General features: G+C 73.2%; 16 protein-coding genes. 9 read left to right on the plus strand and 7 right to left on the minus strand.

From position 1 onward, the window contains the following. Positions 1–145: 145 nt before the first annotated feature. The 4 genes from ACFZDL_RS10375 to ACFZDL_RS10390 form a co-directional block, all read right to left on the minus strand. Complete coding sequence (locus ACFZDL_RS10375; RefSeq protein ID WP_353596005.1) at positions 146–658, minus strand: GNAT family N-acetyltransferase; 513 nt, start codon at positions 656–658, stop codon at positions 146–148. 247 nt (positions 659–905) lie between these two features. After that, positions 906–2039 carry a cytochrome P450 gene (locus ACFZDL_RS10380; RefSeq protein ID WP_353596004.1) on the minus strand — a complete coding sequence of 378 codons (1134 nt, stop codon included), beginning with the start codon at positions 2037–2039 and terminating at the stop codon, positions 906–908. Next, positions 2021–3478 carry a cytochrome P450 gene (locus tag ACFZDL_RS10385; RefSeq protein ID WP_353596003.1) on the minus strand — a complete coding sequence of 486 codons (1458 nt, stop codon included), beginning with the start codon at positions 3476–3478 and terminating at the stop codon, positions 2021–2023. The genes ACFZDL_RS10380 and ACFZDL_RS10385 overlap by 19 nt, the downstream gene beginning before the upstream one ends. 186 nt (positions 3479–3664) lie before the next feature. Then, a complete protein-coding gene (locus ACFZDL_RS10390; protein WP_353596002.1) occupies positions 3665–4858 on the minus strand; it encodes an MBL fold metallo-hydrolase in 1194 nt (397 codons plus the stop codon). A gap of 127 nt (positions 4859–4985) precedes the next feature. On the opposite strand from ACFZDL_RS10390, the gene ACFZDL_RS10395 reads away from it, so the two are divergent. From ACFZDL_RS10395 to ACFZDL_RS10420, 6 genes are all read left to right on the plus strand, one after another. After that, a complete protein-coding gene (locus ACFZDL_RS10395) occupies positions 4986–6452 on the plus strand; it encodes an aldehyde dehydrogenase (protein ID WP_353596001.1) in 1467 nt (488 codons plus the stop codon). Next, a complete protein-coding gene (locus tag ACFZDL_RS10400) occupies positions 6452–6682 on the plus strand; it encodes a ferredoxin (RefSeq protein ID WP_353596000.1) in 231 nt (76 codons plus the stop codon). The genes ACFZDL_RS10395 and ACFZDL_RS10400 overlap by 1 nt, the downstream gene beginning before the upstream one ends. 169 nt (positions 6683–6851) lie before the next feature. Beyond that, positions 6852–9521, plus strand: coding sequence for a class III lanthionine synthetase LanKC (gene lanKC, locus ACFZDL_RS10405; protein WP_353595999.1), 2670 nt, complete (start codon positions 6852–6854; stop codon positions 9519–9521). A 76-nt stretch (positions 9522–9597) separates the two neighbouring features. Continuing rightward, complete coding sequence (locus ACFZDL_RS10410) at positions 9598–9732, plus strand: SapB/AmfS family lanthipeptide (RefSeq protein ID WP_014180165.1); 135 nt, start codon at positions 9598–9600, stop codon at positions 9730–9732. Between the two features lie 227 nt (positions 9733–9959). Further along, complete coding sequence (locus tag ACFZDL_RS10415; RefSeq protein ID WP_353595998.1) at positions 9960–11822, plus strand: ABC transporter ATP-binding protein; 1863 nt, start codon at positions 9960–9962, stop codon at positions 11820–11822. A 97-nt stretch (positions 11823–11919) separates the two neighbouring features. After that, positions 11920–13767: an ATP-binding cassette domain-containing protein gene (locus ACFZDL_RS10420; protein ID WP_353595997.1), complete on the plus strand. Its 1848-nt coding sequence runs from the start codon at positions 11920–11922 to the stop codon at positions 13765–13767. Here the strand turns inward: ACFZDL_RS10420 and ACFZDL_RS10425 are convergent. Further along, complete coding sequence (locus ACFZDL_RS10425; protein ID WP_353595996.1) at positions 13744–14376, minus strand: response regulator transcription factor; 633 nt, start codon at positions 14374–14376, stop codon at positions 13744–13746. The two genes, ACFZDL_RS10420 and ACFZDL_RS10425, sit on opposite strands and share 24 nt — an antisense overlap. 122 nt (positions 14377–14498) lie before the next feature. Then, complete coding sequence (locus ACFZDL_RS10430; protein WP_353595995.1) at positions 14499–15197, minus strand: TetR family transcriptional regulator; 699 nt, start codon at positions 15195–15197, stop codon at positions 14499–14501. A 311-nt stretch (positions 15198–15508) separates the two neighbouring features. Between ACFZDL_RS10430 and ACFZDL_RS10435 the strand changes: the two genes are divergently transcribed. The 3 genes from ACFZDL_RS10435 to ACFZDL_RS10445 all read left to right on the plus strand — a co-directional run bounded on the left by ACFZDL_RS10435 (position 15509) and on the right by ACFZDL_RS10445 (position 18798). Continuing rightward, the gene (locus tag ACFZDL_RS10435; RefSeq protein ID WP_353595994.1) at positions 15509–16879 is read left to right on the plus strand and encodes a glycosyltransferase family 4 protein; all 1371 of its coding nucleotides are present in this window, start codon (positions 15509–15511) and stop codon (positions 16877–16879) included. Positions 16880–16960: 81 nt separating this feature from the next. Further along, positions 16961–17704 (plus strand): methyltransferase domain-containing protein, encoded by a 744-nt coding sequence (locus tag ACFZDL_RS10440; protein ID WP_353595993.1) that lies wholly within the window; start codon positions 16961–16963, stop codon positions 17702–17704. After that, on the plus strand, positions 17701–18798 hold the full coding sequence (locus ACFZDL_RS10445) for a prenyltransferase (protein WP_353595992.1): 1098 nt from the start codon (positions 17701–17703) through the stop codon (positions 18796–18798). Before ACFZDL_RS10440 ends, ACFZDL_RS10445 begins: the two co-directional genes overlap by 4 nt. 42 nt (positions 18799–18840) lie before the next feature. Here the strand turns inward: ACFZDL_RS10445 and ACFZDL_RS10450 are convergent, their stop codons facing one another. Continuing rightward, a complete protein-coding gene (locus ACFZDL_RS10450; protein ID WP_353595991.1) occupies positions 18841–19134 on the minus strand; it encodes a hypothetical protein in 294 nt (97 codons plus the stop codon). Between the last annotated feature and the right edge of the window lie 17 nt (positions 19135–19151).

The raw sequence follows: 19151 nt of genomic DNA on the forward strand, positions 1-19151 counted from the left end.
CCCGCCCCCGGGCGCGGTTCGGGTCGCCCGGCCGCGCCGGGGCCCCCGCCGCGGGGGGGGGGGGGGGGGGGGGGCCCGCCCGGGCGGGGGGGGGGGGGGGGGCCGGCCCCCCCCCCCCACCGCGCCCTACCGGGTCACTACTTGGTCACTGCCGGTCGGGGTCCGGCTGCGTGATCTGGAACCTGGCCACGTTCTCCTCGGTGGCCACGTGGTGGAAGCCCGCCTTCTCCAGCACGCGCTGGGACGACGGGTTCGGCAGTTCCACGGCGGCGGAGACGGTGTGGACCTCCGGCGCGGTGAGGGCGAACTCCGCCAGGGCCCGGGTGGCCTCGGTGGCGTAGCCCCGGCCGCGGCGGGAGGCCACGATGCCGTATCCGATCTCGAGGATGCCCTCGCTGGGCGGCCAGAACAGGCCGATCGAGCCCACCACCACGCCACTGTCACGCTCGATGATCAGGCGGTGGCCGTAGGCGCCGAGCCAGTCGGGGTGCTTCTCGAAGAGGGCCGCGATCACCCGGTCGCCCTCGGCGGGGAAGTCCTCCGCCCAGTGCGTCGGCCGGGCGTTGTCGAGGACGGCGGCGGCCTCGATGAGGGTCCACGTCCGAAGGACGAGGCGGTCGGTGGTCAGATCATCCTGCGTGGGACGACTGGAAGACACGGTGTCACTCCTGGTTGTTGGAACGACCCGGGCCGCGCTCCGCTACTGCTGCGCGGGCCGGACGAGGGCATGCTGACGAAGGCGGACGGCAGCCATATTCATCAACCTCCTCGTCACGTGATCACGCGTGTCTCGCGCCGGAGCGATCGTAGCAACCGCGTTCGAGCTGTGCGCCTTTCCGGGGCCGTGACGGCCGTGACGGCCGTGACTGTGGCAGCCACGGCCGCGACGACCACGGTCGTGGCTGTCAGCCCGTCAGCGCCGCCTCCCCGCCCAGGCGCACCGGAAGTGCCTGGTGGCCGTTGGAGATGAGGGTGGGCATGGGACGCAGTTCCCCCGGGTCGACCGCGAGTTGGAGGTCGGGGAAGCGGTCGAAGAGGGCGGGGAGGGCGATACGGGCTTCGAGGCGGGCCAGCGGGGCGCCCAGGCAGTAGTGGACGCCGTGGCCGAAGGCCAGGTGTTCCTTGACGGCGCGGGTGACGTCGAAGCGGTCGGCGTCCTCGCCGTGGACGCCGGGGTGGCGGTTGACGGCGGTGAGGGAGAGGACGATCGCTTCGCCCTGCTTGATGGTGACGTCCTCGAGTTCGATGTCCTCGACGGCGTAGCGCAGCGGCACATTGACCACCGGGGGCTGGTTGCGCAGGGTCTCCTCGATCACATCGTCCCAGGAGGCCTGGCCCGAGCGGACCAGGGCGCGCTGGTCGGGGTGGGTCAGCATGGCGTGGACGGCGTTGTCGAGCAGCTGGACGGTGGTCTCGAACCCGCCGGCGATCAGCACGCCCACGGTGTCGGCGAGCTCCTGCTCGTTGAGGTGCGAGCCGTCCTCGTCGCGCACGGAGATGAGGTCGCTGGTGATGTCGTCACCGGGGGTCTCCCGCTTGAGCGCCACCAGTTCGCGCAGCAGGGCCTCGTGGCCCTGGTAGGCGGCGACGGCCTCCTCCGGGGGCGCGTTCGTACGGAACATGGTGCTGACGAATTCCAGCTCGCGCTCGCGCATCTCTCCCTCGGGGATGCCGAGCAGCTCGCAGATGACCTCCATGGGGATCGGGTGGCAGTACCCGGCCTTGAGGTCGACCGCGGTGTCGGGCCCGGCTGCCGCGAGGTCGTCCAGGAAACGGGAGACCAGGTGCTCGATCCGGGGGCGCAGCGCGGCCGTGCGGCGGGTGGTGAAGGCCTTGGCGACGAGCCTGCGCAGCCGGGTGTGGTCGGCGCCGTACGCGGTGAACATGTTCTCCACCGCGACCCAGGCGATCAGGGGCCAGGTCGCGGGGATCTCTCCGCTCGCGAACTTGGGCCAGTGCTGCCGGGGGTCCTTGGAGACGCGAGGGTCGGTGAGCAGCCGCTTGAGGAGGGTGGGGTCGGTTATCGACCACGCCACCACGTGATCAGGGAGTTCCACCAGGGTCGCTGGGCCGCGCTCCCGGAGCCGCGCTCCCTCCCCGTGGACGTCGCGTCCCTGGGGGTCGAGGACGAGGGGGCTGAGGTCGAGGGATCTCGGTTCGGGTTCCATGCGTTGTCTCCGGAGTTCTGGTCGTTCGCGGCGGCGCCCGTCGCATCGTACTTGGCGGTCACCGGAGGGAAACGCACAGGCAGAGCGACCAGGGCGCGGTGGAAGGGGCCTGGGCGCCACTGGAGTTGGGCGGGGTCCATGGTCAACTCGATGTCCGGGACGCGGTCGAGAAGCTTCTCGACGGCGGTGGAGGCGATGATGCGCGCCGGGTCCTTCGCGGGGCAGGCGTGCGGGCCCGCGCCGAACGCCAGGTGGGCGCGGTTGCCGCGGCGGTCGGAGACCAGCTGCGGGTCGTTGTTGGCGGCGCCCATGCTGATGAGGAGGGGGCTGCCCTTGGCCACCCGGTGTCCGGCGATGGTGACGTCGCGGACTGGGAAGTGGGTGGCGTAGTTGGCGATCGGCGGGTCGGTCCACAGCGCCTCGTCGAGCGCTTCGTCGACCGGCATGGTGCCGCCCGACAGGTCGCCCGCGAACCGCTCGTCGGACAGCAGCAGCCGCAGCGCGTTGCAGATCAGGTTCTTCACGGGCTCGACGCCGGCGCCCGTGAGGAGGATGAGCTGGCTGACCATCTCCTCGTCGTTGAGGCGGGCGGGGTGGGCCAGCAGCCAGGAGGTGATGTCCGCCCCGGGATCGCGCCGCTTCAGGGCGATCAGCGCGAGGAGGGTCTCGATGAGGACGGCGTTGGCCTCCACGGCGTCCTCGCTGGCGTCCAGCAGCGAGGCCATGCCCTTGACCAGCGTCTCGCTCAGCTCGGGCGGGCAGCCGAAGAGCTGGTTGAAGACCAGCAGCGGCAGCCGGGCGCAGTACTCGCTGAGCAGTTCGGCCTCGCCCTCGGGGCCGAAGAGGTCGATGAGGAGGTCGGCGCTCTCCTCGACGTAGCTGCGCAGGGCGTGCGGGTTCAGCCGGTTGAGGGTGTCGGACACCGCGCCGCGGTACCGCTCATGCTCCTCCCCGTCGGTGTACATGGGGTTGGGCCGGTACATCATCATCGGGACGACGGGGCTGTCCATGGGGACCGTGCCGTTGTTGAGCGCTTCCCAGCGGCGCGGGTCCCTGGGGAAGGTCTCGGTGTTGCGCATGATCTCCAGGGCGGTGGAGTAGCTGGTGACCAGCGAGGCGTGGACGCCGGGGGAGATCTCCACGGGTGCGACGGGTCCGTACGCGCGCAGCCGGGCGTAGACGGCGGAGGGGTTTTCGGCGAACTCGGCTCCGTACAGCGACTCGGGGTGGCCCGGTGCCGGGGTCTGGCCGGAGTGGGCGGGGCAGCCGGGCGGCGGGGTCGGACCGGAGTCGGGGGTGGAGGTCGGCACACGTACTCCTGGGCGGTGCTGGGATGAACAGGGCATGACAGCGTCATGGCGGGGGGTGCGCGCGGCTCGATCCCGTGCGGCAACGACACCGTACGGCCTGGCCGGGCGGGGTAAGGCTAGCTGTGGATCACCGGTGCCTCCACCCCTGAGGAAGACTCAGCCCGCCTGGTGGGCCCAGGGGAGCGGTCACACCGCCCGGTAGGTCACCGGGTCCGTGCCCGGCACCGCCTCCGCCCGGCCCTGCTTCACCAGGCGGCGCAGATGCGCCTCGGCCTCCGAGACCGCGATGTTGCGCGATCCGTAGGGGATCTCGGCCCAGGGACGGTTCCACTCCATGGCCTCCGCCAGCTGCCACGGCGTCAGCGGTGCGCCGAGCAGCAGGGCGCGCAGCCCGGCCAGGCGCTCCTCGTGGTGGCGCAGCAGCGCCCGGACCCGGCCCGGGGCGTCGGTGAAGGCGTGCTGATGGGCGGGGAGCACTTCGGCCGGGTCCAGGGCGGCGATGCGGTTCAGGGAGTCCAGGTAGTCGCCGAGCGGGTCGGTGACGGTCGCGTCGTCGGGGTCCTCGTACAGGCCGATGTGCGGGCTGATCTCGGGCAGGAGGTGGTCGCCGGAGAATAGCCGGCCATGGCCGGGCAGCCCCTCTCCGGCCGCCGGGTGGGTCTCTTCGAGGTGCAGGCAGACATGGCCGGGGGTGTGGCCCGGGGTCCAGACGGCGCGCAGCCGGCGGCCGGGCAGGTCGAGGAGTTCCCCGGGGGCGATGGGGCGGTCGGGCAGGGCGGCGCGCCTGCCGGGGAGGGTGGCTATGAGCGTGTCTTGGCGCGCTGCGCGGGCTGGACCGAGGAGCCGCGCAGCGACGGAGGAGCGAGCAGTGACGAGGGAAGCCCGCGCGTCGGAGCGCGCCGAGACTGAGCGGGAGGAGGGGGCACGGCCGGAGGCGCGGGCCGTGCGGAGCGGGGCGAGGTGTTCCTCGGGGGCCCCGGCGGCGGCGAGCTTGACGGCGAGGTAGTCGAGCCAGCGGGTGGGCTCGGCCTCGCGGGTGCGGCGTACGACCTCGGCGTCGGCGGCGTGCATGGCGATCCACGCGCCGGAGGCCTCGCGCACCTGGGCGGACAGCCCGTGGTGGTCGGGGTGGTGGTGGGTGACGAGCACGCCGTGGACGTCGGACACCGAGGTGCCGCAGGCGGCGAGGCCGGCGGTGAGGGTGTCCCAGGCGGTCGGGTCGTCCCAGCCGGTGTCGATGAGGACCGGGCCGCGGTCGGTGTCGAGGAGGTGGACGAGGGTGTGGCCGAGGGGGTTGTCCGGGATGGGGACCGGGATGCTCCACACCCCGCCGCCGTGGTCGGTCACCTCCGGGTCCGCCTTTGCCTCTGCCCCCGTCATGGACGCCCCCTCTTCCGGTCGCTCCTGCGAGCATCGCAAGCATTGCCCACTATAACTAGAACTGGTATCAGTTCTGATGCAGCGTCAGTTGGGCGTCAGATCCAGACGAGCGGCGGGAGGCTCGGCGATGAGCGACCTCATCGAGCACGGACAGCTCTTCATCGGCGGCACGTTGGCCGATCCGGCCGGCACGGATGTGATCGAGGTCGTCTCGCCGCACACCGAGGCGGTCATCGGGCGGGTGCCGCACGCCTCGCGCGAGGACGTGGACCGGGCGGTCGCGGCGGCGCGCACCGCCTTCGAGGAGGGGCCCTGGGCCCGGGCGTCGCTGGAGGAGCGGATCGCGGTCGTCACCCGTATCAAGGACGCCGTCGCCGTCCGCCACGAGGAGATCGCCAAGGTCATCAGCGCGCAGAACGGCTCCCCGTACTCCTGGAGCGTGCTGGGCCAGGCGCTCGGCGCGCTGATGGTGTGGGACTCCGCGATCACGGTGGCGCGCGACTTCGTCTTCGAGGAGCGGCGCACCGGGGTCCTGGGGCCGCTGCTGGTACGGCGCGAGCCCGTCGGGGTGGTCGCGGCGGTGGTGCCGTGGAACGTCCCGCAGTTCACGGCGGCGGCGAAGCTGGCGCCCGCGCTGCTGGCCGGGTGTTCGGTGATCCTCAAGCCGTCGCCCGAGACCCCGCTGGACTCCTACATCCTGGCGGAGATCGTCGCCGAGGCCGGGCTGCCGGAGGGGGTGCTGTCGATCCTCCCGGCGGACCGCGAGGTCAGCGAGTACCTGGTCGGGCACCCGGGCGTGGACAAGGTGTCCTTCACCGGCTCGGTCGCGGGCGGCAAGCGGGTCATGGAGGTCGCCTCGCGCAATCTGACCCGGGTGACCCTGGAACTGGGCGGCAAGTCCGCCGCGGTGATCCTGCCCGACGCCGACATGGACGCGGCGGTCGCCGGGATCGTGCCCAACGCGTGGATGAACAACGGGCAGGCGTGCGTCGCCCAGACCCGTATCCTCGCCCCCCGCAGCCACTACGACGAGATCGCCGACCGCTTCGCGGCCGCCGCCTCGGCCCTGGTCGTCGGCGACCCGCTGGACCCCGCCACACAGGTCGGCCCGCTGGTGGCGCGGCGCCAGCAGCAGCGGTCGCTCGACTACATCGCCACCGGGCAGCGGGAGGGCGCCAAGGTGCTGACGGGCGGCGGGCGTCCAGCGGACCGGGAGAAGGGCTGGTACGTCGAGCCGACGCTGTTCGGCGACGTCGACAACGGCATGCGGATCGCCCGTGAGGAGATCTTCGGGCCGGTGATCTGCCTGCTGCCGTACGGGGACGAGGAGGAGGCGGTGCGCATCGCCGACGACTCCGACTACGGCCTGTCCGGCAGCGTGTGGACCGCGGACGTGGGGCGCGGCATCGAGATCGCGCGCCGGATCCGCACCGGTACGTACTCCGTCAACACCTTCAGCCTCGACATGCTCGGGCCGTTCGGCGGCTACAAGAACTCCGGCCTGGGGCGGGAGTTCGGGCCCGAGGGCTTCTCCTCGTTCCTGGAGCACAAGATGATCCATCTGCCGCAGGGCTGGGACGGGGAGCAGGGCTGATGGGCGACCGCTGGCACGTCGAGGTGGACCGCGACGTCTGCATCGGCTCGGGGCTGTGTGTGAGCGCCGCGCCCGGCGGGTTCCGGCTCGACGGGGCCCGGCAGTCGCATCCCGTCGCGCCGGAGACCGACGCGTCGGAGGCGGTGCTGGCGGCGGCCGAGGGGTGCCCGGTCGAGGCCATTGCCATCCGGCTCATCGGCGGTGAGCAGGTATTCCCCCCGGACGAATAGTCGGACCGGGACTTGAGCGGCGGGGAGTTTCGAACTACAGTTCATGCATTTCGAACTGCAGTTCATCGAACTTACTCATGCGTATTGCACGGTCTCTTCGTGACGGATGTGACTGTTCCTCCCGGCGGTGGCGTGGAAATCTCTAGGCCATCACGCCGAGGGGGACGCGATGGACAAAAGGTATGAGGTCTTCTGTCTTGCCGACAGATATTTCTATGAGACCCCCGACCGGCTGTCCGCCGATACGCGGGATTCCGAATCCCGCTACGAGGCCGGCCAGCGCGCCGTGCCCGAGGGGTGGGAGACCTTCGTCTCCGGGGACTGGCTGCACGTCAACCCCGTACTGCCGGATGGGACACCGCGGCCGGGCCGGCCCCAGCAGGGTTGGAAGGTGCATGTCTCGGCCTGTCTCGACAACGCGGAAAAGACCGCGGCCAAGGTCTGGGACTACTGCGTTCCCCGGGAAATACCCTTTAAATTCGTGCCCACTGCGCATGCGCTGCACCTGCGCAACTCGAAATACGCGGGGCGCGGCTCCAGCGGGAAGTTCGCCACCATCTACCCGGCCGACGAGGCAGAACTCCACACCATTCTCCGGGAATTGGGCGATCTGCTGGCGGGCGAGCCCGGCCCGTACATCCTCACCGATCTGCGCTGGCAGGACGGCCCGCTGTATGTGCGGTACGGCGGCTTCGCACAGCGCTACTGTGTTGATGACGCCGACGGCTCCGGCGGCGCGCTGGTGCCCGCCATCGAGGACGCGTCGGGCAGGCTCGTCCCGGACCGCCGCGACCCCGCCTTCCACGTCCCCGAATGGGTGACGCTGCCCGACTTCCTCGCGCCGCAGCTCGCCGCCCGCAACGCCACCACGGTCGCCGACCTCCCGTACCGCATCGAGAAGGCCCTGCACTTCTCCAACGGCGGCGGGGTCTATGTGGGGACGGACACCCGCACCGGCGCCAAGGTGGTCCTCAAGGAGGCGCGCCCGTACGCCGGCCTCGCCTCCGACGGGGCGGACGCCGTCACCCGGCTGGAGCGGGAGAAGGCCGCGCTGGAGCGGCTGTCCGGGCTGGGTGTGGCGCCCGAGGTGCGTGACTGGTTCACCCTCGGCGACCACCGCTTCCTGGTGATGGACCATGTCGCCGGCCGCACCCTCAACTCCTTCTTCGCGCAGCGCCACCCGCTGCTGGCCGCCGAGCCGGATCCGGCCGCGGTCGCCGAGTACACCCGCTGGGCGCTGCGCATCCACGGCGCGGTCGAGGAGGCCGTCGCCGCCGTCCACGGGCGCGGGGTGGTCTTCAACGACCTGCACATGTTCAACATCATGGTCAGCCCCGACGAGTCGTCCGTGATGCTGCTGGACTTCGAGGCGGCCGCGCACATCGGCGAGGGGCGGCGGCAGGCCATCGCCCACCCCGGCTTCGTCGCCCCGCTGGACCGCCGCGGCTTCGAGGTGGACCGCTACGCGCTCGCGTGTCTGCGGCTCGCCCTCTTCGTGCCGATGACCACGCTGCTGGTGGTGGACCGCGGGAAGGCGGCGCATCTGGCGGAGGTGGCGGCCGGGCAGTTCCCGGTGGACCGGGCCTTCCTGGACGAGGCGGTGGAGGTGATCGCGGGCGGCGAGCGCGGTGGCTCGGCGGGTGCGGCGGGCGGCGGTGGCTCGGCCGGTGTGGCGGGTGGCGGTGGCTCGGTGGGCCTGGCGGGCGGCGGCGGCTCTTATGTGCCCGTGGACCCCGCGGACTGGCCCCGCAGCCGTGACTCCATGGCCCGCGCCATCCGCGCCTCGGCCACGCCCGAGCGCGACGACCGGCTCTTCCCGGGCGACATCGGCCAGTTCGCCGACGGCGGCGGGCTCGGAGTGGCGCACGGCGCGGCGGGTGTCCTCCTCGCGCTCGACCAGACCGGCGCCGGGCGGTTCGAGGCGGGGGAGGAGTGGCTGCTGAAGCACACCGCCCCGCCCCCGCGCGGCACCCCGCTCGGCTTCTACGACGGGCTGGCGGGCGTGGCGTACGCCCTGGAGCGGCTCGGCCACACCGAGCGTGCGCTGGAGCTCGTCCAGCGGGTCCTCGACGAGAAGTGGCAGCGGCTGGCGCCGGATCTGCACGGCGGCCTCGCGGGCGTCGGCCTGACGCTGGACCACCTCGCCCGGGTGACCGGCGAGACGGAGCTGCGCGAGCGTGCCTCGGAGGCGGCGCGGCTGCTCGCCGACCGGCTGGGCGGGGCAGCCGGGGAGCGGCTGACCGGCAAGCGGGCCGGGCTGCTGCACGGCGCGACCGGCCCGGCGCTGCTCTTCCTGCGGCTGTACGAGCACTCCGGCGACCCGGCGCTGCTCGACCTCGCCGCCACCGCGCTCCGCCAGGACCTGGACCGCTGCGTCCGCGACCGCCACGGCGCCCTGCTCGTCGACGAGGGGTTCCGCACCATGCCGTACCTGGGCGCGGGAAGCGTCGGGATCGGGATGGTCCTCGACAGCTGGCTCGCCCACCGCGCCGACGACGACTTCGAGGCGGTCCGCGGTGCCATCGCGGCCGCGGCGTCGCTGCGCTACTACGCCCAGCCGGGGCTGTTCAACGGCCGCGCCGGGATGGTCCTGCACCTCGCCCGCACCACCACCGCGGACCTCGCGCCCGAACGGCTCGCCGCGCAGACCGCGAGCCTGGGCTGGTACGCCGTGCCGTACCAGGGCCATCTCGCCTTCCCCGGCGAGCAGATGATGCGCCTTTCGATGGATCTGGCCACCGGAACCGCGGGCTGCCTGCTCGCGCTCGCCGCGGCCTGCGCACCGCCGCAGGCCGGACCGGTCGGCCTGCCCTTCCTGCCGCCGCTCCGGCGGCCCTAGGACCGGCCCCTGCCAGGGGTCGCAGCAAGAAAACCAACACAACCCATCCCCAGGGATAACAGAGAGAGGAACGACCATGACACTGCTCGACCTCCAGACGCTCGAGACCGAGGAGTCCGAGGACTTCGGCGGCGGTGGCGGCGGCGAGAGCAGCGTGAGCCTGCTGCTCTGTGACAAGCACAGCTCGCACAGCAACCTCCTGTGCCTGTGACCTGACCGGTCTCGCACCATCGCGGTCCCGGCGGTATCACCCGCCGGGGCCGCGACCCGCGGGGGTCGGCCCACCGCACCCGCGGCCCCGCGCCGGGCTTCCGGACCGGCGCGGGGCGCTTCACGTGCACGGCCCGGTCCGGGCCCGGTCCGGGCCCGGACGGGCGGCACCCCGCTCCGGCCGGCCGGACGACACCCCACTCGCGAGGAGACGAGGACCTGCCCCGCATGGCCTCTTCCACCCCGGCAGACACCACCCCGGCGGACACCACTTCCGCGGACACCGCCACGACCACCCCCGACCGGCCGTCCGACCGTGCGGGTGAGCGGTTGTTGCGGGGAGCGCTGCGGCACAGCGCGGGGCATGTCGGCGCCGTCTTCTTGCTCACCACCGCGTCCGCCGCCGTCGGGCTCGCGCTCCCCGCCGTCCTCGGCCGCACGCTCGACGTCCTGCTCGCCGACCCCCACGGCGCCGAGGCCCGGCGCTGGGTGTTCGCCGGCGCGGGGCTCACCTGTCTGCTGGTGGTGCTGGACGCGCTGGACTCGCTCCTCACCGGCACCGCCAACGCCCGCTCGATCGCCTGGCTGCGCCGCAGCCTGCTGCGCCATACGCTGAGCGCCGGGCCGCGCACGGGGCGGCGGGCGGCGGCCGGCGATCTGGTGACCCGGCTCGTGGGGAACGCCGCGCAGGCCGGGACCGCGCCGACCGCGCTGGCCTCCGCGCTGGCCGCCGTCGTCACCCCGGTGGGCGGGCTGGTCGCGCTGGCCCTCATCGACCCGTGGCTCGCCCTCGCCTTCCTCCTCGGGCTGCCGCTCCTCGCCGTACTGCTGCGCTCGTTCGTCCGGGACACCACCGACAGCGTCGCCCGCTACCAGCACAGCCAGGGTGAGATCGCGGGCCGCCTGGTGGAGGCGCTGGGCGGGGCGCGGACCATCGCGGCGGCCGGGACGGGCGGCCGGGAGCGGGCGCGGGTGCTCGCGCCGCTGCCCGAGCTCAGCCGGCAGGGGCATCGCATGTGGCGGGTCCAGGGGCGCTCCGCCGCGTGGGCCGCCGCGATCGTTCCCTTGCTGCAGATCGCCGTGGTCGCCGTGGCCGGGCTGAGGCTGACGGCGGGGGAGCTGAGCGTCGGCGAGCTGCTGGCCGCCACCCGTTACGCGGTGCTGGCCACCGGCATCGGCATGCTGGTCGGCCACCTCAACGGCCTGGTGCGCAGCCGCACCGCCGCCCGTCGCTTCGCGCCCGTCCTGGCCGAGCCCGCCACCGCGTACGGCACGCGCTCGCTGCCGCCGGGGGACGGGACGCTGGAGCTGCGCGGGGTCCGGGCGGCGCGCGGCGGGCGTACGGTGCTGCGCGGCGTCGATCTGGTGGTGCCGGGCGGGCGCTGTCTCGCCGTGGTCGGCCGCTCCGGGTCCGGCAAGTCGACGCTGGCCGCGATCGCCGGGCGGCTCGCCGACCCGGACGGCGGCGAGGTGCTGCTCGACGGCGTGCCGCTGCCCGAACTCACCCACGACGCGCTGCGCCGCGCGATCGGCTACGCCTTCGAGCGCCCGGCGCCGCTCGGCGGCACGATCGGCGGGACCATCGCGCTGGGACCGGCCGAGCCCCCGCCCGGCCGGGTCGTCCGGGCGGCGCGCGCGGCCTGCGCCGACGAGTTCGTGCGGCTGCTCCCGGACGGGTACGACACGCCGGTCGCGGACGCCCCGCTGTCGGGTGGTGAGACCCAGCGCCTGGGCCTGGCACGGGCCTTCGCCCACGAGGGCAGGGTGCTGATCCTCGACGACGCCACCTCGAGCCTGGACACCGTCACCGAGCTGCGGGTGGCCCGGGCCCTGTCCGGCCGCCTCCTGGGCGCCCGGCCCCGCACCCGGGTGATCGTCGCCCATCGCGCGGCGACGGCGGCCCGCGCGGATCTGGTGGTCTGGCTGGAGGACGGGCGGGTACGGGCGGCGGGGGACCACGCCGAACTCTGGGAGCTGGACGGCTATCGGGCGGTGTTCGCCGCGCCGGATGTTTCTGGCGGGGCGGATGGGTTCGACGGGCCGAACGAGCCCGAAGTTCCGCAAGCGGACGGGGGAGTTCAGGGTGGCTGAATCCGGACCGGAAAAAAGGGGTGGCCGGGCCGGGAGGCGTGGGTCTAGGCCGGGGCCATATGCCGAGGGCATTCGCTTTCTGTGTGGGCGGCGCCGGGTGCTCCTGCGGCTCGCGGCGTGGTCGGTGCTGGAGTCGGGACAGACCTTCCTGGGCGGATACGCGCTGGCCCGGGCGCTGGACGACGGCTTCCTGGCGGGGGAGCGGGAGACCGGGCTGGCGTGGCTGGGGGTCGCCGCGCTGGCCGTGGCCGTCGGGGCGTACGGCACCGGCCGCGTCTACGGGGCGATGGCCGCCCTCGTCGAGCCGCTGCGCGACGCGCTCGTACGCCGGGTGGTGACGCACGCCGTAGGGGGTGCGGGCGGCGGCCGTACGGCAGGTGGGGGCGGGGGCAGTACGGCGGTCTCCCGGCTCACCCATCAGGTGGAGATCGCCCGGGACACCTTCGCCGGTCTGGTCATGGTCTCCCGCTCGTTCGTGTTCGTCGCCGCCGGGGCCCTGGCCGGCCTCTTCTCGCTCGCCCCGGTCCTGCTGCTCGTCGTCCTCCCGCCGCTGGTCCTCGGGCTGGCGCTGTTCCTGGCGACGCTGCGCCCGATGGCCCGCCGTCAGGAGGCGTTCCTCGAAGCGGACGAGAACATCGCGGAGACGCTGGGCGCCGCCGCCTCCGGGCTGCGGGACATCACGGCGGCGGGGGCGGAGGAGCGGGTCGGGGCGGACGCGGGGGAGCGGATCGACGCCGAGTACCGGGCGGCGCGCTCCCTCGCCCGCTGGAGCGTGGTGCGCGTGGTCGCCATCGGGGTGGGCGGACGGCTGCCCGTCGTGCTGCTGCTGGTGGCCGCCCCGTGGCTGCTGGGCCGGGGGGTCACCACGGGCGCGCTGGTCGGGGCGCTGGCCTACCTCCAGCAGTCCCTGCTGCCCGCCCTGCAGAGCCTGATGCAGGCCCTCGGCACGGGCGGCTCCCGCCTGGCGGTGGTGATCCGTCGGCTGGCCGGTCCAGGGCCAGGCGCGACGGCTCCAGAGGGAACGGCGCCCCGCGCGGCGGTGGGTGCGGGTCCCCGAGGACGGGGCCCCGCGACGGCGGGTGGCGCGGAGACGGCCGACGCGGCGCCGTTCCGCGCGCCATCGCGCCCCGCCTCCGCCGCCGTCGAGCTGCGCTCGGTCACGTTCGCGTACGGCGACCGCGCCGCCCCGGTCGTCGAGGGCCTGGACCTCGACGTTCCGGCGGGTGGCCATCTGGCCGTGGTCGGTCCGAGCGGCATCGGCAAGTCCACGCTGGCGGGGCTGATCGCGGGTCTGCTGGAGCCGCGCTCGGGTGAGGTCCGGGTGTGCGGGGAGCCCGTGCGGGGGCCCGGCGCGGTACGGCCGGCCGCGCTGCGGGTGCTGATTCCGCAGGAGGCGTACGTCTTCTCCGGCACCCTCGCCGACAACCTCCGCTACCTGTGCCCGACGACAGGCCCCGGCGCCCGTACCGACGCCGAACTCGCCGCTGCCGCCGAGGCCATGGGGCTCGACGCGCTGCTGTCCCGGATCGGCGGGCCGTGCGCCGAGGTCGATCCCGCCGCCCTGTCCGCGGGGGAGCGCCAGCTGATCGCGCTGGCCCGCGCGTATCTCTCGCCCGCCCCCGTGGTCCTGCTCGACGAGGCGACCTGCCATCTCGACCCGGCCGCCGAGGCCCGTGCGGAGCGGGCCTTCGCGCGGCGTCCCGGCACCACCCTGATCGTGATCGCCCACCGCGTGAGCTCGGCGCGCCGTGCGGAGCGGGTGCTGGTCATGGACGGGCGGCAGACGCTCTGCGGCCGCCATGCCGAGCTGCTGGAGCGCTCCCCGCTCTACCGCGACCTCGCGGGAAGCTGGGGAGGCGGGGACGGCCCGGGGGCCTGGGGGAGCCAGGGAGGCTCGGGGGGCCGGCCGGGCGCCGGGGTGTCAGACCCAGCCCTCGCACCGTGAGATGCGGATGGCGTCCACGCGGTTGCGCGCCCCGGTCTTCCGGGTGATCGAGGCCATGTAGTTGCGTATGGTCCCGTTGGACAGGTGCAGGCTGCGGGCGATCTCGGCGATCGAGGCGCCTTCGGCGGCCAGCGAGAGCACGCTCAACTCGCGTGCGGTCAGCGGCATCCGGGCCGCTTGGAGAAAGCCATAGCCCAGGGAGTCGTCGATGAAACGCTCCTTGTTCGCGACGCTCCGGATGCCGTCCAGCAGCCGGTCGGGCGACGCGTTCCGGTCGATGTAGCCGAGCGCCCGCGCCTCGTGGGCCCGCCGCAGCGGCCCCGGCCGCTCCGCGTCCGCCAGCACCAGCAGTTCGCACCGGCCGTCCATCCCGGGTCTCTCGCCGGGTATCCCCTCCGATATCTTCGCTAACTCCCCTTTTCTCGTGGCCCCGTCGGAGCCCGGACAGTCCGTGTCCACCACGCATACGTGCGGTCGGACCGCGCGGGCCCTGCTACGCGCGTCGCGCCATGATGTCGTCGTCACCTCGATGTCCGGTTCGGCTTCGATCAGCGCTGCCAGTCCGGATCGCAGCAAGCGAGAGTCGTGCACCAGAAGTACCCGGATCACGTGCTGTCCCTCCAACCCCGTGTGGTCCGCCCGTCGCGGGCGTCGTTGATGCTTACCGGGGTTGCCCCTGTCATGAACGCGTGTATTGAGCCAATGGGGGGCGCGCGGGCGCACAAAAGAGCTCATTCGCGCTTTCCGGCCCTCATGCGCGCCGCCTGCGCCCCCGATGCGCCGTTTCCGTCGCCCCCGCCGTCCCCGCGCCCGGCGCCTTCCGTCCGGCGCGGGGCGGTGAGGTCGATGAGGCGGCAGACCGTCTCGATGTCGATCTTCACTTGGGCGATGGAGGCGCGCCCGGACAGCCAGGTGATCAGCGCCGAGTGCCAGGTGTGCTCGATGACGCGCACGGCGGACAGCTGCTCGGGCGTCGGCGGCCCGTCAAGACCCATCGCGTCGAGGATGATCGCGGTGGTGAGCCGGGAGACGGTGTCCACCTCCGGGCTGACCGAGCGGTCGGCGAAGGTGAGCGCCCGCACCATCGCGTCCGCCAGATGGGGCTCGCGCTGCAGCGCCCGGAAGGCGCGCATCAGGGTCTGGGCGACCCGGGCGGTCGACTCCTCCTCGGTCGGGGGGCGCTTGCGCAGCGCCTCGTGCATGTGCTGCAGCTGGTCCTGCATGGTCGCCACCAGCAGATGGACCTTGGAGGGGAAGTAGCGGTAGAGGGTGCCGAGCGCCACGCCCGAGTTCTCGGCGACCTCGCGCATCTGCACCGCGTCGAAGCCGCCGCGGCTGGCCAGCCGGGCGCTGGCGTGCAGGATCCGCCGGCGGCGCGCCTCCTGCCGCTCGGTCAACTGCAGGGAGGCCGGCTTGGCTTCTGCGGTCATCTGTCTCACTTCGGTGCGGTACAGCCACTGAAACTCGTTCTAGATTAGCGCGGTGGCTCGCCCACCACACCGGCGTTTGCGCAGTTGAGACAGGTGGCGGCCCTACTGGCGAGTATCCGGGCGGGCCGTCCGCGCCTCACCTGAACCTCCGGACCTGCGCCCGCAGTGGTGCGCATCACCCGTCCCGGCAGCGGAACCGATGTCCTGACCAGGTATCTTCGAGACTTCTCGGGCGATCCGCTAGTGAAACTTGTTCTAGATAAACGCGAGCGGTTACGCTCCCGCTGAGTTGCACCTAGGAGGGGGCGCGAGTGACCGCTGAGGCCGCGCAGAAGACCGGGACCGGACCGCTCCCCGACCCGCCTCCGGCCACCGCCGACAGGGATCCGGACAGACCGCTGCGGATCGCGCTGCTCACCTACAAGGGGAATCCGTTCTGCGGGGGCCAGGGCGTCTACATACGCCACCTCTCCCGCGAACTCGCCCGGCTCGGCCACACCGTGGAGGTCATCGGCTCCCAGCCGTACCCCGTCCTCGACGACCAGGAGGGCGTCACCCTCACCGAACTGCCCAGCCTCGACCTCTACCGGCAGCCCGACCCCTTCCGTACGCCCCGGCGCGAGGAGTTCCGCGACTGGGTCGACGCCCTGGAGGTCGCCACGATGTGGACCGGCGGCTTCCCCGAGCCGCTGACCTTCAGCCTGCGCGCCCGCCGCCATCTGGCCGCCCGGCGCGGCGAGTTCGACGTCGTCCACGACAACCAGACCCTCGGCTACGGCCTGCTGGACCTCGACCGCATCGGCTTCCCGCTGGTCACCACCATCCACCACCCCATCACCGTCGACCGGCAGCTGGAGCTGGACGCCGCGCCCGACTGGAAGCGCCGCGCCTCGGTGCGCCGCTGGTACGGCTTCACCCGGATGCAGAAGCGGGTGGCCCGGCGGCTGCCCTCCGTGCTCACCGTCTCCGGGTCCTCCCGCCGGGAGATCGTCGGCCACCTCGGGGTGCGCCCGGGCCGGGTGCACGTGGTGCACATAGGCGCGGACACCCGGCTGTTCTCCCCGGACCCCGCCGTGCCCGAGGTGCCCGGCCGGATCGTCACCACCTCAAGCGCCGACGTACCGCTCAAGGGCCTGGTCCACCTCGTGGAGGCGCTCGCGAAGGTACGGACCGAGAACCCCGACGCGCACCTGGTCGTCGTCGGCAAGCGCCCCGAGACCGGCCCGGTGGCCGAGGCCATGACCCGCTACGGGCTCGAGGGCGCCGTCGACTTCGTCAAGGGCATCAGCGACACCGAACTCGTCGACCTCGTGCGCGGCGCGCAGATCGCCTGTGTGCCCTCGCTGTACGAGGGGTTCTCGCTGCCCGCCGCCGAGGCCATGGCCACCGGCACCCCGCTGGTCGCCACCACCGGCGGCGCGATCCCCGAGGTCGCCGGCCCGGACGGCGAGACCTGCCTCGCGGTGCCGCCCGGCGACGCGGGCGCGCTCGCCGCCGCGCTCACCCGGCTCCTGGGCGACGCCGAGCTGCGCCGGAAGCTGGGCGCGGCGGGCCGTGAGCGGGTCCTTGCGCGCTTCACCTGGGAGCGGGCCGCGATCGGCACCGTGGAGCGCTACCGCGAGGCCATCGCGGCCCGGGCCGGAGCCCCCCGCCCCCGGCCCGCCGCCCGCCGCCCCCTCTGACCACCTCCACGGCCCCTTCAGCCCCGTCCGACCCCCGCAGCCCGACCCGCCGGAACCCCCCTGATCAGAAGGCAGATCACCGTGCTGACCGTCGATTTCTCCCGCTTCCCGCTCGCCCCCGGCGATCGCGTCCTCGACCTGGGCTGCGGCGCCGGCCGGCACGCCTTCGAGTGTTACCGGCGCGGCGCGCGGGTCGTCGCCCTCGACCGCAACGGCGAGGAGATACGGGAAGTCGCCAAGTGGTTCGCCGCCATGAAGGAGGCGGGCGAGGCCCCCACGGGCGCGACGGCCACCGCCATGGAGGGCGACGCGCTCTCCCTGCCCTTCCCCGACGACAGCTTCGACGTCGTCATCATCTCCGAGGTGATGGAGCACATACCCGATGACAAGGGCGTACTGGCCGAGATGGTGCGGGTGCTGCGCCCCGGCGGCCGGATCGCGGTCACCGTGCCGCGCTACGGCCCGGAGAAGGTCTGCTGGACGCTGTCCGACGCGTACCACGAGGTCGAGGGCGGCCACATCCGCATCTACCGCGCCGATGAACTCCTCGCCAAGATGCGCGAGGCCGGACTGCGCCCCTACGGCACCCACCACGCCCACGCGCTGCACAGCCCCTACTGGTGGCTCAAGTGCGCCTTCGGCGTGGACAACGACAAGGTCCTGCCCGTCCGGGCGTACCACAAGCTGCTGGTGTGGGACATCATGAAGAAGCCGCTGGCCACCCGGCTCGCCGAGCGGGCCCTCAACCCGGTCATCGGCAAGAGCTTCGTGGCGTACGCGACCAAGCCGCACACCCCCGCCCAGGGCTCCCAGGGGGAGGCGTGACGGCCTTCGGCCCCGGGCCCGGCCGCACCGAACGCCTCGTCCTGCCCGGCGTGCTGACCGCGGAGCAGGCCACGCGGACGGTGGCGGGCATCAAAGCCGTCCAGCGCGACGACGGGGCCATCCCGTGGTTCCGCGGCCACCACCTCGACCCGTGGGACCACATCGAGGCCGCGATGGCGCTGGACGCGGCGGGCGAGCCGGAGCGCGCCGCGGCCGCGTACGCGTGGCTGGCCCGCCACCAGAACCCCGACGGGTCCTGGTACGCCGCCTACCCCGACACCGCGAGCGGGGTCGACGCCGCGCACCCCACCGACCCCGGCCGGGAGTCCAACTTCTGCGCGTACGTCGCCGTCGGCGTCTGGCACCACTACCTGGCCACCGGCGACGACGCCTTCCTGGAGCGCGTCTGGCCCACCGTCTTCGCCGCCGTCGAGTTCGTCCTCGGCCTGCAGCAGCCCGGCGGACAGATCGGCTGGCGGCGCGAGGCCGACGGCACCGCGAACACCGACGCCCTGCTCACCGGCTCCTCCTCCGTCTACCAGGCGCTGCGCTGCGCCCTGGCCATCGCGGAGCACCGCGAGGAGCCCCAGCCGGACTGGGAGCTGTCGGCGGGGCTGCTGGGCCACGCCATCCGCCACCACCCCGAGCGGTTCCTCAACAAGGACCACTACTCGATGGACTGGTACTACCCGGTGCTCGGCGGGGCCCTCACCGGCGCCGCGGCCAAGGAGCGCATCGAGGCGGACTGGGACCGCTTCGTCGTCCCCGGCCTGGGCGTGCGCTGTCTGTCCACCAACCCCTGGGTCACCGGCGGCGAGAGCTGCGAACTCGCCCTCGCACTGTGGGCGATGGGGGAGTCGGACCGGGCGGTGGAGATACTCCAGTGGATCCAGGCCCCGCTGCGCGCGGAGGACGGGATGTACTGGACTGGGTACGTCTTCGACGACGACGCCATTTGGCCCGAGGAGCGCACCACCTGGACCGCGGGCTCGCTGCTGCTGGCGGCGGCCGCGCTCGGCGGGGACGAGCCCACCACGGCGGTCTTCGGCGGGGAGCGGCTGCCGCGCGGGCTGGACTCGGACTGCTGCGGGTAGCGGCCGCGCCTTGGCCGCCGTACCGCTTCGGGCCCCGCGGCCTCAGATCCGCCGGATGCGCGCGGCCAGCGCATGGCCGATGATCAGGTAGACCAGCGCGGGCAGACCGTAGTTGAGCACGGTGCGCAGCCAGTCGGTGTCCATGGTGAACAGGTCATATGACCAGCTCGCCAGCCACCGGGCGGCGTCGTGGACAAAGCTCACCAGGTCGTTCGCGCGGTTCGCGTCGAGGAGGGAGAACAGGATCCACAGCCCGAGGATGACCGCGGTCACGTCCGCCACGACCGCCACGACCCGCGCGGCCTCATTGCTTCCGTAGCGATAACTTCGAGACATACCAGGCGGGTTGCCCG

Origin of the sequence: Streptomyces sp. NPDC007917 (assembly GCF_042959105.1) — a bacterium.
Lineage (GTDB): Bacteria > Actinomycetota > Actinomycetes > Streptomycetales > Streptomycetaceae > Streptomyces.

What these genes read in the sequence shown, in the direction of transcription:
- ACFZDL_RS10400 (WP_353596000.1), top strand. Translation starts at nt 6,452, where the DNA reads ATGGGCGACCGCTGGCACGTCGAGGTGGACCGCGACGTCTGCATCGGC.
- lanKC (WP_353595999.1), top strand. Translation starts at nt 6,852, where the DNA reads ATGGACAAAAGGTATGAGGTCTTCTGTCTTGCCGACAGATATTTCTAT.
- ACFZDL_RS10450 (WP_353595991.1), bottom strand. Translation starts at nt 19,134, where the DNA reads ATGTCTCGAAGTTATCGCTACGGAAGCAATGAGGCCGCGCGGGTCGTG.
- ACFZDL_RS10410 (WP_014180165.1), top strand. Translation starts at nt 9,598, where the DNA reads ATGACACTGCTCGACCTCCAGACGCTCGAGACCGAGGAGTCCGAGGAC.
- ACFZDL_RS10395 (WP_353596001.1), top strand. Translation starts at nt 4,986, where the DNA reads ATGAGCGACCTCATCGAGCACGGACAGCTCTTCATCGGCGGCACGTTG.
- ACFZDL_RS10415 (WP_353595998.1), top strand. Translation starts at nt 9,960, where the DNA reads ATGGCCTCTTCCACCCCGGCAGACACCACCCCGGCGGACACCACTTCC.
- ACFZDL_RS10390 (WP_353596002.1), bottom strand. Translation starts at nt 4,858, where the DNA reads ATGACGGGGGCAGAGGCAAAGGCGGACCCGGAGGTGACCGACCACGGC.
- ACFZDL_RS10430 (WP_353595995.1), bottom strand. Translation starts at nt 15,197, where the DNA reads ATGACCGCAGAAGCCAAGCCGGCCTCCCTGCAGTTGACCGAGCGGCAG.